Source organism: Sedimenticola hydrogenitrophicus (assembly GCF_029017505.1).
Classification (GTDB): Bacteria; Pseudomonadota; Gammaproteobacteria; order Chromatiales; family Chromatiaceae; genus Sedimenticola; species Sedimenticola hydrogenitrophicus_A.
Genome location: NZ_JAQGEI010000022.1, coordinates 1 through 14,333 on the forward strand (window position 1 = coordinate 1; position 14,333 = coordinate 14,333).

Genomic DNA, 14,333 nt, shown 5'->3' on the forward strand with positions numbered 1-14,333 from the left:
CAGCTCCGCGAAACCCGATGCCTGGTGGCTCGATTTTGCCGAAAACATTGCTTAGGAGGGGGCGGAGGATATCGTGACCTACGCAATGTATTTGGTCACTGCACGGATCTGGGGGTTGGCAATCCGACTGGTGGCTACCGGCCCAATCCGTTGGTTGGCAGGCCACGGGGTTGATCGCAGCAGAGACTTGATCGGAACACTCACTGCGGCGTTCAATGAGGCCGGTCCCTCGTTAATCGCCCTACCGATCGACTATCGGGAAAATGGTGAATTAACCCGTCTGCCTACCCCATCCTTATAAAAACATTTAATCAGGCAACTCAATAACTTGTGCGGCGCACAATTGTATTAGTACCGGCTTTTTTTACATCAAAATGGACTCGTAGAAACGTTACTTTCGCACACATCCACTTGATATTTATCGTTTTTATTAATCCGCTCCGATATATTAATTATACAGTATTTGGTACTTTACATACCTAATAATACATATTATACTCCGCAACATATGGTTTTTCCGCACTGCAACATTTTTTAACTACCCATACTTTATGAGGGCTTTACCATGAACTTGAACGACTCAATCACAAAATCTGAAACCTCGGACAGCAGCTGCATAATCCTTGGTGTTTTCCAGGCCTTGGTCGGTGTCCTGCTGGTGATCGCATCCATTTACGGGTTTTCTGTTCTGCAGAGCTATGTTGTCTTGATTCCTGCCTTGATGGGCTCAGCCCTGCTGGTTAACGGTGTGCGTGCATTTGCCTTCAAATGCGTCGTTTACAAAATGCTCACCAGCGAACGGTAAGAAGCGTGCTCAAACCGCGGTCCACGCACCCCGCGTGGACCGCGACTGCCTGATCCAGCCCCGGGCAATCCGTCACTCGCCACTCTGACCCCACCAACCAGCACCTCCTGAAGAAATCGCGCTGGCCAGCAAACATCAGCCCGCTGCCAGCCATTCCCTGCCGCCCTTGAAAGCGCCGGATTATGGCGACCGTCTATTTGTATGTGGTATTATGTATACACCAATCGTCGATCCAACAAGCGGGCAGCGCGGCACCCTTGGAGACAGGTATGAATGATTTCCCACTCCCGATCATAGGCTTTTGCGCCTACAGCGGGATAGGCAAAACCACACTGCTCACCAAGCTTATCTCTCTTTTAACAACAGAGGGGATAAGAGTCGGTGTCGTCAAGCACGCCCATCATGACTTTGATACTGATCATCCGGGCAAAGACAGCTTCGAACTGCGCCACGCCGGGGGCAGCCAGATGCTGGTTGCGTCACGCCGGCGTACCGCTCTGATTGTGGAGCATAAGAATCCACTGCGGGAACCCAGGTTGGCGGATGTGCTAACAAACCTCAGACTGGAGGATCTGGACCTGGTACTGGTCGAGGGATTCAAACAGGAGGCGATCCCAAAGATTGAACTACACAGAAGCGGCATGAACCGGCCACTTATTTTCCCCAGCGATACGAACGTCGTCGCCATCGCCTGCGATTACGAGATCGACCCGGGCAATCATCCAGTGGCAACCCTGGACATCAACAACATCCAGCAAATCTGCCTTTTTATTCGACAATACATGCCGAACAAGCGGGTTGCCGCCATTCGTTGAACGACCAAGCCTGCATTAGCGGTTGATTGAGGCAAAAATACCCCTTGAACAGGTGCTCAAGGGGTATTTCATATAGGCTGCAGCCAACTATTAACTCTGCAATCACACAGATCATCCTGATCGATTTCGCTTTTGCAATAATACACAAACAGGGAATTGGCTTTTATTTCAAAAGCGCATGCCGGCCGACTGCCGGCGGCGGCACGTCCCTGTACCGCTACTAACCAACGATAATACTTGCCAGGTCGCTAGTGCCTGGCTGCCGGCTTGTTACTTCTTGCCAATCTGACTGACCACGTTCAGGTTGCCGATACGGCCAGATTCAACACCAGCGGCCGGATCGATAACGGCGTCAATGAGGGTCGGCTTGCCAGACTTGATCGAGGCCTCGAGTGCCGCAGCCAACTCTTCAGGCGTGGTAACACGTACGCCTTTACCCCCGAAAGATTCCATCATCTTATCGTAACGAGTAGCCGGGTTGAACAGCATGCAGGAAACCTGGTGTGCCGGGCTGTTCTCATCCCCCCGGTAGATACCGCCGTTATTCATGATGATAACGGTTACTGGCAGGTCATAACGGGTAATAGTCTCAAGCTCCATACCAGCGAAACCGAATGCGCTGTCGCCTTCAACTGCCACGACCGGCTTATCGGTAACAGAAGCCGCGGCAACGCAGGCCCCCATACCCATACCCATAATACCCCAGGTACCGGAATCCAAACGACGACGCGGCAGGTACTGATCGACAATCATGCGGCAGTTATCGAGTGCATTGGCACCTTCATTAACCAAGGTGATGTCAGGGTAGTTCTTCAGCACGTCACGAATGGCACCGAGGGAATTCGCGTAGTTCATTGCCGGGGTAGCCGTATTGATCCTGGCATTCAGCTTGGATTTGCTGGCGGCCACCTTTTCAGCAAGCGCGCCAGTCCAATCAGTGCTGGTAGCCATGCCTTTCAGACCCGCGCGTAACGCTGACACGCAAGATTCGATATCACCTACCAGGGGTGCATCGATCTTGACGTTGCTGTCCATTTCGTTAGCTTGGATGTCGATTTGAACGAATTTCTTAGCCCCACCCCAGGTTTTACCCTTACCATGAGAGAGCAACCAGTTCAGACGGGCGCCCACCAACACGACAACGTCAGACTCCTTGAGGGCAAGGGAACGAGCGGCAGCCGCACACTGTGGATGGGTATCGGGCACCAGGCCCTTGGCCATTGACATCGGGGTGAAGGGAATGCCGGTCTCTTCGATCAGCGCCTTGATCTGCTCATCGCACTGCGCGTAGGCAGCCCCCTTGCCAAGCAGAATCAGTGGTTTTTTAGCACCTTTGATCAGCTCAACAGCACGCGCGACCGCATCCGGAGCCGGCAATTGTGCCGGGGACATATCAACCGGTGCAAACAAGGAGTTCCCACCTTCTACGGCATCCACTGTTTGGCCCAACAGCCTGGCAGGAATATCAAGGTATACTCCACCTGGACGACCGGAAAGGGCCGCGCGCATTGCGCGTGCCACACCAACACCAATGTCTTCAACACGATTAATGCGGTAGGAAGCCTTGGCGTATGGACGGGCCATATTCAGCTGATCCATCTCTTCGTAATCGCCTTGTTGCAGGTCGACGATTTCGCGTTCGCTGGAACCACTGATAAGAATCATCGGGAAGCAGTTGGTGGTGGCATTCGCCAGTGCGTTCAGCCCGTTCAAAAACCCCGGAGCGGATACCGTCAGGCAGACACCAGGTTTTTTCGTCAAATATCCGGCGAATGACGCGGCATAACCTGCGTTCACCTCGTTTCGAAAACTGTAGAAACGGTTACCGCGTGCTTGCCACAGGCGACCAAGCTCGGTAACAGGGATACCAAGAAGCCCGTATATGGTGTCGATACCGTTCATCTCTAAGGCTTCCATAATAAGGTGGAAACCGTCTGTCAGTTCAGTGCTTTCAGGTAGTATTGCTGTTTCGTTACTCATTAGGAATTACGCCTTCATTCTTTAGTTAATAATGAACGTCTCTTTCAACGCCCCCTCGGCTCAAGCCATGAACCACTGGTCATTCCCAAGGCCATTAATTCCTAAGGCCATCTAGCGTGGTTTCTGGAATATTGTATACCAGATACTTACTGTTGGCCAGTATCACACCCAAAAAGTCATCACAAAAAACGCGCTTGTAACCGGCCGGCCCGCGCACTGATTGAGGCCTGGAAACCCGCTCTGCCATTACCTGACCAATAAGACCAGCAGTTGGGCCGCTTCAAAGCCGGACATCACCGATCGTCCAGCCGGAAAAACGCATCGGCCGTAACGACAAGCGGAAGCTCAGCGACAGCATCGGGGCCTATCAGCGGAGCGAGACACCCCTGGTGGTACTGATAGCGCTCCTGCGCCACTACTTCAGGCTGCATCACAATCCGCACATGGAGAAGCCGGTCTACCTAAGGCCGCATCCGCAGAAGCTGGGCTGCGCAATGCCCTGTAGCGACGATCACATCGACACGGCGCATGATGAGTGGCGGAGCAGTGCTTGACTGCCGAACTTGAGCATATGTGGCACTTTGCAGTCGTGATAGGCGGGGCAAGGCCCCACCACAAACCGCTTACTGATCTAAAATAGCATTCGGGCTAGACCCGAAACTTCCCGACCAGGCTCTGCTGCTGGGCGGCTAGCTGACTGAGCTCCTCGCTGGCCATGGCGGTCTGCTGTGCCCCGTCGGCGGTCTGCGTGGCCATCTCGCTGATGCTGACCACACTGCGGCTGACCTCCTCGGTCACGGCCCGCTGCTCTTCGGCGGCACTGGCGATTTGGGCCGTGGTATCGGAGATGCGCGACACCTCCTCCACGATGGCGTCTAGAATCCGGCTGGTTGCCTCCGCCTCCTCCACCGTCGAGCGGGCCTCTTCGCGGCCGGTCTCCACCGATCGCGCGGCGAGCGCGGCGGCGTCCTGCAGACGCTCGATCATCTCGCGGATCTCCTTGGTCGATTTCTGCGTGCGGCTGGCCAGCGTGCGCACCTCGTCCGCCACCACCGCGAAGCCGCGGCCATGCTCGCCGGCGCGGGCCGCTTCGATGGCGGCATTCAGTGCCAGCAGGTTGGTCTGCTCCGCCACCCCCTGGATGACGTCCACGATCTGGCCAATCTCCTGGCTGTCGACTACCAGCCGGTGTATCGCCTCGGCTGCGCTCTCGACCTCCTGCGCCAGTTGGCCGATGTGCCTGGTGGTCGCCATCACCTGTGTACGCCCTTTGCTCACCTGTTCGTCCGATTCACGGGCGGCGCTGGCGGTATGGGTAGCGTTTTGCGCCACCTCGACGGCGGTGGCGGACATCTGGTTCAGTGCGGTGGCCACCTGAGCGGTTTCCGATCTCTGGGTCTGCACGCTCTGGCTGGTCTGGGTTGTGATCACCGACAGCTCCTCCGCGGCCGCCGCCAGCCGGACAGTGACATCCGAAACCTGTCGAATGATCTCCTGCAGCTTGTCGATGAAGCGGTTGAAGAGCCCGCTCAGCTGGCCGAACTCATCCCGGCCGTGCACCTCCAGGCGACGTGTCAGATCGCCCTCCCCTTCGGCAAACTCCGACAGGCTGGCCATGACCAGCCGCAGTGGCCGGGAGATCTGCATGGGGAACCACACGCCGAATACCAAACACAGCGCCAGACCCAGCCCGGACGAGACCAGCAGGGTGGCTCTCGCCTCGCCCCCCATCTCCTCGGCGGAGATGACGGCCGCACGGGAGGCCGCCTCGGCGAGTTCGGTCAGCTGGTCGATGCGGCTGCGTGCCTGCTGGAATTTGTCGCCGAGTTCGGTATAGCGCTTGATGGCCAGGATGCGGGTAGCTTCGCTCGCATCCGCGGCGCGCTCATCGAGCACCGCCTGGGTCGCCTTGTCCCACTCGCCAATCAGCTGTTCGAACTGAACCTTCAGCTCACGCATCTGCGCGGTCATGGGCATGGACTGGGAAAACTTGCCGATCCGCTCGAGCGCCTGGGAGACATTCTCGTCGCGATCCTTGAGGATCCGCGCATAGTTGTCCGAACCGGGCTCGATGGCCAGAGTTTCCCACTGGGCGGTGACGGCCTGATAGAGATCACGGTCAGCCTGCAACAAATAGTCCAGGGCGGGCATGTAGGACTCGCCCAGCAGCACGGTCTGATTGCCCAAATGACGGATGCCGATCCAGCCGGCGACCGCCACACCCAACAGTATCAGTGAGATAGCGAGAATGACGGCGCGAAGTTTCGTTTTGATGGAGATGTCGTGTAGGGAATTCATTTATCTGATCACTCAATAGACGATAAAAATCCGTATTCCATATACCTTTTCAAGCGGATATTGGTCTACTACATTCAGGGCCGAGCGGGGTTGATCATTGCACTACCGAAACAACAGTAATCTGCCCATGCGGGCGATACATACTGCCAGCATGGGCCAAGAAGACTAAACCGTACCAATTTCCAGGGCGGCGATCCCGGCGCGTGCCACTCTGGCATCTTCGCCCGCCTTGACTCCCGAGACACCCACCGCCCCCACTACCTGGCCATCAATGATAATTGGCACACCCCCCTCCAGCGGAACCACCGGCATGGCCAGTGCCGCATAGCGACCGTTATTCACCATATCCTCAAAGACCTTACTTGCTTTACCGGTCAACACGCAGGTGCGGGCCTTTTCCGGAGCCACCTGCGCGCTCATTAGTGGAGCATCATCCATGCGCTGCAGCCACAGGGCGTAGCCGCCTGCATCACACACAGCAATACTCACGGCCCACCCATGGGAAATCGCTTCAGCTTCAGCGGCCGCTGCAATTTTTTTCGCGTCCGCCAACATCAGTGCTTTGGTATCTCTCATTTTGTCTATCCTCGTAATTTTAGATAAGTCGGCGGTCCAGGAGACCTCTGGTCCATTCAGAGGCTCTCGATGTCATGGACATACCTCCCACCATCAACCACACTGATTGGCCGGTGACGGGGAAACAAAAAATCGCTATCGGATTTTCGTGTTCTACTACTGCCCAGGATGGCAGTAATCGTCGCTTCTCCAGGTGTGGCGTAATTCGTTCAGATCGGTTACAGCAGCTTGCAGCTGAATGACGTTGAAATATCTGCCTTGATAAGCCCCCCAGACAAACAGGCTAATCATCAATCTGGCACTGTTTAAAAAAGCGAATCCTTCCCCTCCTGGGAGACAGCCCGGTGTATCGGGATTGAATCATCGCGCCTTGAATGCCGGCACCTGCATACCGCAGACAGGAATTAATCGGCTGTTATATCTCTCACACCCGCCCTGGATCAGGTAGACGGCTCCCATAAAGTATCGACATGGGAAGCACAGATAAAATCGTTAACCGACAAACCGTTAAGGGAATGCGTTGTATAACGGATCATGCAGCGGTTATAACTCACCTCGAAATAGGGATGATGATCCTCCTTGTGTACCAGTTCAGCGACCTGATCAACAAACTTCATGGTCTCGTAAAAATCCCGGAACCTGAAGTTACGTGACAGGCTGCGGTTATCTACACTGATCGCCCAATCCGGATGTAGCTGCTCACACAACGACTCCGCATCTTCATGGGTCAGCGGGGACTCATCACCCTCAAACACGGTACAGCCCGCGGTTTTCAAATCGATTGCTTTGACCATTTCTCCTCCTTCTTTATGGTAAATAATTCACTGCAGGGGCACTGAGCGAAAACAGAAACTACCCGGTATTTCGCCGTCCTACAGCCAGGGCATTGATCGAGCGCAGCAACGGATCCAGCCAGCGGCTCCAGCGCGTATCCTCTGTGGATCTGCCAGCCTCCAGATCAAGCCGATAACGGCGTAACAGATTAACCTGAATATAGTTGATTGGCATAAGGTACGCTTCCCGTCTTTCCATCGACCCGGCAAGCACCGGAAACTCCTGAAGACAGGATTGTATCTGGGCAATAGCGAGCACCTGCTCTTCTGTCGTGTCGCGTTCAAGCTTGATCTGGCGATGAATCTGCGACGCCCTTTCGGCATCCTTACACAGCGCCGCATATTGTGCGGCGATTGTCAGATTGGATTTGGCCAGCACCGTCTGACAACCGGTAAGCAGTACCCGAAAATAGGGCCACTCCCGGTACATGCGCTGCAACAGAACAAGCTCGGCAGGATGGCGCTTGCGCCAATCCGACAACGCGCTACCGACACCGTACCAGGCAGGAAGGTTGTAACGTGATTGCGCCCAACCGAACACCCAAGGGATGGCGCGTACCGAGGCCTTTGAACGATCGGCCTGCTTTCGGTGCGAAGGACGCGAACCGATATTCAGCATGCCGATTTCATTTACCGGGGTTACTTCATAAAAGAAATCGATAAAACCCGGACTTTGTTCAGTAAGAACCCGAAAAGCACTGTCACCAAGTGTGCTGATCTCCTCCATGGCTTCGACGAATTCGGTCGGCTCCTGCTGCTCGACCCTGGGCAAACACAGGGATCGCTGACTGGCTTTCATTAAGCCGGTAATACCCATGGTGGTCTCATACACCGCAGTTTCAACATTGCCGTACTTGAACGAAAGCACTTCGCCCTGTTCAGTGAATCGAATCTGACCCTGAACCGTCGCCGGTGGTTGCGCAAGAATGGCATTATGGGTAGGGCCGCCACCACGACTGACGGTACCGCCACGCCCATGAAAAAAGCGCATCTTTATGCCAGCAGATTCCGCTAACTGAACCAGCTTTTTTTGCGCTTGGTACAGTCGCCATGAGGAGCTGATGATTCCGCCGTCTTTACAGGAGTCCGAGTAACCCAGCATCACCTCCTGTACATCACCTGACTCCTGCAAAAGCTCCCGGTAAATAGCACTGGCAAACAACTGTTCCATCACCCGGGTCGAACAATCCAGATCAGTTATGGTTTCAAACAGGGGAGAAACGCTCAGCGAACAGTACCAGCCACCATCGCCTTTACATCCGACAAGGCCGGCTAAAGAAGCCAGGAAGAGCACCTCCAGCACATCGCTGGCAGATTGCGTCATTGAAATGACATAGTTACCAAAAGCGCCTGAGCTGATCTCCTGGCGCATTTCGCCAATAAGATAGAAAACCTCCACCACCGTCCGGGTTGAATCTTCCAGGCTCTGTTCGCGTAATGGAAAAGGACCTTCATTGGCCAGTAGCCGGTACAGGATGTCTTGCCGCTGCGCTTCATCCAGTGCCGGGTAATCCTCGGCAATACTAGACTTGGACAGAATATCCGCCACTGCCGACTCGTGCTTGTACGACTCCTGGCGCAGATCAATTGATGCCAGATAAAAGCCAAAGGTCTCCACCAGGCGAATCAGATCTTTCAGGTTATCATTGGCAATACTGACATCACCATGTGAGCACAGGGATTCCCGGATAATTTTCAGGTCAGCAAGAAACTCCGCCTCGTTGACATAGGCATCGCCAACAGTACCTCCCAGGTAACCGGCCAGCCGCTCTTCAACATTTTTAAGATTGCACTCAAGACGGTAGCGCATGACTGCCAGCTTGCGCCGGTAAGGTTCATAGGCAAACTCGTTGGGCTCTCGTCGAAAGGCTCGCCGTATAATCAGCCGATCGCGTTCCATGCTGTCCCAATACTCATCAGAAGGCTGTATCAGGGCACTGGAGTGAATAAGGACATATCCCAGACGTTTGATATGCCGCAGATACTCGCGCAGCACCTCGCGATGCTGCATGCGTAATGCCTGGCGGGTGATGTCCGGTGTAACATTCGGATTACCGTCCCTGTCACCGCCAATCCAGCTTCCATAGCGGATAAAGCTTGGGACCGTTACCCGGTGCAACCCGTCCTGATCATCGTAGACCCGCTTTACCGCGCGCTCAAGATTGCGATAAATATCCGGTACTGCGGTAAAGATCGACTCTCTGAAGTAATAGAGTCCGTTTTTTACCTCGGCGATCACTGTGGGACGGTCGAGGCGCACCTCATCGGCCTTCCACAGGATCTGTACCCGGGAACGCAGACGATCAATAATCTCTTTACGTTGATAATCACCAAGAAGTGGGTCATCCAGTCGGGAGCTGTCGATGAATACACCACGTAGCGCCTGAAGTACCGTACGGCGTTTGGCCTCGGTAGGATGCGCAGTAAACACCGGAACAAAGCGCAGATCATTCAGCAGTACCTGAAGCTCGTTTACACCCGTCCCGTTATCGTGCCACTCGCGTAGCGTATCATCAAAAGAGCCATTCCACAGCGGTTTGCCCGCGCTCACCTGGACACGGCGCTCCAGGTGGTTGAACCCCTCCTCAACGAGATTAATCAGACTGAAGTAGAGATTGAAGGCACGGATTACATGGGTCAGGATTTCGCTGTCGAGGTTATCGATAATTTCCATCAGGTGGCGGCGCTTTTCAGCATCATCATCTTGGTGGATTTCAACAAATCCTTTACGCAGCCTTTCAACCGCCAGGTAGACACGGCTATCTTCCTGCTCTTGCAAGACCTCGCCAACCAGTGCGCCCAACACTCTGACCCGCGAGCGCAGGTCATTGCCGCCTGTATCATCCACCAGTCCCCTGGGCGAATCGTCTGCACATGTCATATACATCATCATCGACCAACTGTTCATAGATTTTACAGGGTGAGCCGGTTGCAGCGACGGGGTTATACTTGTCGTGTCGATAGATTATCGGCAGATCATGCTCACCCTATGCTGGATGGTACAGATTCATAGGTGCGATGGAACAAGCTTTCGTACAGCTCACAATTATTCCGTGCCCGATCCCAAGTCCGGCCCTGCGCAAAACAGCTCGCGCCCGTTTACCAACAGATACATCGACAACCTTACCATCAAGAGATGGACGTCTAGGCGAGCTTTTCTCCGCGGATTCGAATCTGTTCGTCTTGAATGGTTTTGTTCAACAGGCTGGCACAGGCATACAGGGCCTTTAGCGTCGGCGTTGGAGTTTCGGTCATTTCACCCAATTCAACCACCACACCCAGCATGCCATCGATCTCCATCGGACGCCCCGCCTCAACGTCCTGCAGCATTGAGGTCTTATGCTTGCCAACTTTTTCGGCACCTTCAATGCGCTTTTGCAGTGGGACGCGGAAACCGGCACCCAGCTTCTCACCAATAGTCTGTGCCTCACCCATCATGTTCGCAGCCAACTCACGGGTCAGGGGATATTGGCAGATATCCTCCAGTGTGGCGTGGGTCATCGAGCTGATAGGGTTGAAGGTGAGATTACCCCACAGCTTGAGCCATATTTCGGAGCGAATATCTGGCAGTACGGGCGATTTAAACCCCGCATCAACCAATGCGTTGGCGATTGTTGTAACCCGCTCAGTTTCGGTTCCGTCGATTTCGCCAACCGGGAACCGCACACCTTCGATGTGTCGTATGACACCCGGCTCAGCGATCTCTGCAGCGGGATAAGCGATGCAACCTACGATTCTGTCAGGATCTATAGACTTGGCAATGGCGCCATCCGGATCGACCGTATTCACAATTTGCCCTTCGTATTTTCCGCCTAGTTTCTGAAAATACCACCAGGGGATACCATTTTGTAACGTCACCAAGGTAGTATCGGGTCCCAACATGGCGGAAAGATCATCGGCAATGGGAGCGATCTGATGGGCCTTGAGTGCAAGAAAAACAACATCCTGCTCCGGTATTTCCGCCAGATTATCAGTAGCATGAACACCCTTGGCCAGGTATCTTTCTCCCTCCATGATCAGCCTAAGACCACTCTCCCGAATCGCTTTCAGATGTGGGCCACGCGCGATAAATGATACGTCATGACCCGCCTGGGCCAATCGAACGCCGATCATTCCACCAATGGCACCTGCGCCAACAATACATATCTTCATTTTGAATCCTTAGTGCTGTTATTTTTGTAAACTTTCAGGCTGCTTGTACCTTGAGAGATTCCCGGTGTCATCACCCCATACCTGGCTGGGCACTTGGTGACCATCCGCTCTCACTCGACCTGAAAATCTAACCAATAAAATCGAGACTCCAGGGGAAGTTATTGTATACGGTATATTGTATACAATTATTATGATGCCATTGTTGCGAGCGAACAATTTAGAAAACTGATGGTATTCATAAGATTTCCTTATTAGTGACCCGGGTTTTGGACCACTTGCACGATATCTCCTATCCTCATATACCGCTTTCAACCCAGGCTATTTAACCTGCCGCGTTCTACTGGCCTAGGCTACGATGGTCACGCCAGGGGCGCTGGAGGACAAACAGTGTCTACTGTAATCTGGCGTGCAAACATCCGTTTTTTTCAGCCGCCGCTTAAATGCTCGAAAAAGGATTTTCGTCGCAGCATGGCCACATCGATCGCTGGAAATCCAAACGGTAAAGCCTGGGAAGGGCCCCGACCCAGGCAATAATATACGCCCCACTACGGGGGCGTATAATCCTGTATATCTGCACCACAAAGAGCATCAAGTGGCAGCTGTGGCTGAGCGCACATCGGTACTTGACTAGTGCACCATGAAAGTTGGGATTGTCGACTCGCTGAGTAGATGACGCGTGACCCCGCCAAAGAGAAGTTGACGTGCCCGTGAATGACTGAAGCCACCAATTATAAGAATATTGGCGCTGGCCTCCTTGCAGACATTGAGCAGTGAATCAGCGACGTTTTTTCCCTTACCATCAAGCAGGCTAACCTGGGCATTGATGCCATGCCATGCCAGATAATCCAGAACATCACGGGAACGTACCTCACGTTTTTTGGATACCGCCAGAGTGACCGAATCCATCTGCGGTAACCACGGCATCGCCAGTGACAATGCACGCGCCGACTCCTGACTCTCATTCCACCCGATAACCACGTGCTTGGCCGGTGTCTTCGGACAGTTAGGTGGAATGATCAGCAACGGACGTCCCGTACCCAGCATGATGGCTTCAAGCGTCTCACCTGCCGGCGAACGTCTGAGTGTAGCCTTGTGCTGTGCAGGGCGTGCGACAATAATCACATCGCTCAGGCGTCCCCGGCGAACCAGCACATCGGCCACCTCACCAGCTTCCTCTATCCACTCCGCCGAGGCACCACCATCTAGCCGTGGTTCGCTGGAGAGCACCACGCCATGGCTTTGGCAGAACGCTTCAAATTTTTCCTTGGCCGCATCCGCATGTTCCCGAGCATCTTTTTTGGCCTGTCCAGAAACGGTTGCACGCAGACTGGCCGGCATTCGATCTGACATGTGTGAAATGGCTTCAAGTGAGGAGTGCACCACATGTACCGCTTCAATATGAGCACCAAAGCGAATTGCTACCAGCAGCGCAAAATCCAGGGTCTCGATGCTTTCCGGACTTCCGTCAACCGGCACTAAAACAGTTCTAATGGCCATTTGTATACTCCTCAACGGTGCAGCTGCCTGCACCAGGCTAATTGATTATAAATAACTTTCTGTTACTGGACCTGATGCCAGTCCTGGTTATTTTGTCGACGCGGGATTAAATAGCCCCATGCTCCCGGGCATCTCTTATCTCATCTCCCGACAGCCCGACGACTTCACGGAGCACTTCATCCGTATGCTCACCAAGCAGCGGCGAGCGAGTTACTTCAACCGGTGAATCAGAGAGTTTGATCGGATTGCCAATCGTTTTGTACTTACCGCGTGTCGGATGATCAAGCTCGACTATCGTCCCCGTCTCACGCAGGGCCGGCTCATCAGCCAGTTCTTTCATCGTGAGGATTGGGCCACAGGGAACATTCTCCGGGGTCAGAATATTCATCACTTCAAACTTGGTTTTGGTCATGGTCCACTCTTCCACCATGGCAAAGCACTCATCAAGCCTGGGCAGACGCGCCTGCGGCGTAGCCCAATCCGGATGATCGATCAACTCCGCACGTCCGATGGCTCTCATCAATGGAGCCCAGCCTGGGGGCTGGATAATCACATAGATATAATCATTTGGACCACCGGGAGCACAACGTACGGCCCAACCGGGCTGGCCGCCTCCGGAGGCATTGCCGCCTCGTGGCACCTCCTCACCGAACTTGCCGTTGGGATATTGCGGGTACTCTTTAAGCGGGCCGTGGTCGAGACGCTGTTGGTCACGCAGTTTGACACGACATAAATTCAATACGGCGTCCTGCATGGCACAACTGACTCGCTGCCCACGACCCGAATGCTCCCTTTGGTAAAGGGCAGTCACAATACCCAGTGCCAAATGCAAACCGGTTCCTGAATCGCCGATCTGTGCACCAGTCACCATTGGTGGTCCATTTTCAAAACCTGTGGTTGAGGCTGATCCCCCAGTGCACTGGGCGACGTTCTCGTACACCTTGAGATCCTGATAAGGGCCCGGCCCGAAACCTTTGACTCCCGCATAGATAATACGCGGATTGATTTCGTGAATTCGTTCCCAGGTGAAACCCATGCGGTCGAGCGCTCCCGGGGCGAAGTTTTCCACCATCACATCACACTCCTTTATAAGACGGGTCAATATCTCCTTACCCGTTTCATTTTTCGTGTTCAGCGTCAGGCTCCTCTTATTGTGGTTAAGCATCGTAAAATAGAGGCTGTCCACATCGGGAATGTCACGCAACTGACCTCGAGTAGCATCGCCAACACCAGGCCGTTCTACCTTAATTACATCCGCACCAAACCATGCAAGTAATTGAGTACAGGTGGGTCCAGACTGGACATGCGTCATATCAAGAACGCGAACCCCTTCCAATGCTTTCATACGAATCTCCCAAACTTTACTACCACTATAAA

Annotated in this window: 11 protein-coding genes; 3 read left to right on the forward strand and 8 right to left on the reverse strand. The window is 54.0% G+C overall.

The window, feature by feature from the left end; genetic code table 11:
* Window positions 1-565: 565 nt before the first annotated feature.
* Together O9K64_RS14190 and mobB are read left to right on the forward strand one after the other, a co-directional pair.
* On the forward strand, window positions 566-805 hold the full coding sequence (locus tag O9K64_RS14190; RefSeq protein ID WP_275098739.1) for a hypothetical protein: 240 nt from the start codon (window positions 566-568) through the stop codon (window positions 803-805).
* Between the two features lie 269 nt (window positions 806-1,074).
* Window positions 1,075-1,620, forward strand: a complete 546-nt coding sequence (gene mobB, locus O9K64_RS14195; RefSeq protein WP_275098740.1) for a molybdopterin-guanine dinucleotide biosynthesis protein B — start codon at window positions 1,075-1,077, stop codon at window positions 1,618-1,620.
* Between the two features lie 270 nt (window positions 1,621-1,890).
* Here mobB and oxc read toward each other — a convergent pair whose 3' ends face one another.
* Window positions 1,891-3,600, reverse strand: a complete 1,710-nt coding sequence (oxc, locus tag O9K64_RS14200; RefSeq protein ID WP_275098741.1) for an oxalyl-CoA decarboxylase — start codon at window positions 3,598-3,600, stop codon at window positions 1,891-1,893.
* 320 nt (window positions 3,601-3,920) lie between these two features.
* Between oxc and O9K64_RS23800 the strand changes: the two genes are divergently transcribed.
* Window positions 3,921-4,154: a DUF1722 domain-containing protein gene (locus O9K64_RS23800; RefSeq protein WP_420493173.1), complete on the forward strand. Its 234-nt coding sequence runs from the start codon at window positions 3,921-3,923 to the stop codon at window positions 4,152-4,154.
* A gap of 94 nt (window positions 4,155-4,248) precedes the next feature.
* On the opposite strand, the gene O9K64_RS14205 is transcribed toward O9K64_RS23800, so the two are convergent.
* The 7 genes from O9K64_RS14205 to frc form a co-directional block, all read right to left on the reverse strand.
* The gene (locus tag O9K64_RS14205; RefSeq protein ID WP_275098742.1) at window positions 4,249-5,898 is read right to left on the reverse strand and encodes a methyl-accepting chemotaxis protein; all 1,650 of its coding nucleotides are present in this window, start codon (window positions 5,896-5,898) and stop codon (window positions 4,249-4,251) included.
* Window positions 5,899-6,063: 165 nt separating this feature from the next.
* Entirely contained in the window at window positions 6,064-6,474 is a 411-nt protein-coding gene (locus O9K64_RS14210) for a GlcG/HbpS family heme-binding protein (RefSeq protein WP_275098743.1), read from the reverse strand.
* 440 nt (window positions 6,475-6,914) lie between these two features.
* Window positions 6,915-7,268 (reverse strand): 4a-hydroxytetrahydrobiopterin dehydratase, encoded by a 354-nt coding sequence (locus tag O9K64_RS14215; protein WP_275098744.1) that lies wholly within the window; start codon window positions 7,266-7,268, stop codon window positions 6,915-6,917.
* Between the two features lie 58 nt (window positions 7,269-7,326).
* Complete coding sequence (gene ppc / locus O9K64_RS14220; RefSeq protein ID WP_275098807.1) at window positions 7,327-10,188, reverse strand: phosphoenolpyruvate carboxylase; 2,862 nt, start codon at window positions 10,186-10,188, stop codon at window positions 7,327-7,329.
* A gap of 263 nt (window positions 10,189-10,451) precedes the next feature.
* Complete coding sequence (locus tag O9K64_RS14225) at window positions 10,452-11,459, reverse strand: 2-dehydropantoate 2-reductase (RefSeq protein WP_275098745.1); 1,008 nt, start codon at window positions 11,457-11,459, stop codon at window positions 10,452-10,454.
* 627 nt (window positions 11,460-12,086) lie between these two features.
* On the reverse strand, window positions 12,087-12,956 hold the full coding sequence (locus tag O9K64_RS14230) for a universal stress protein (RefSeq protein WP_275098746.1): 870 nt from the start codon (window positions 12,954-12,956) through the stop codon (window positions 12,087-12,089).
* Between the two features lie 106 nt (window positions 12,957-13,062).
* Window positions 13,063-14,301 carry a formyl-CoA transferase gene (gene frc / locus O9K64_RS14235; RefSeq protein ID WP_275098747.1) on the reverse strand — a complete coding sequence of 413 codons (1,239 nt, stop codon included), beginning with the start codon at window positions 14,299-14,301 and terminating at the stop codon, window positions 13,063-13,065.
* Between the last annotated feature and the right edge of the window lie 32 nt (window positions 14,302-14,333).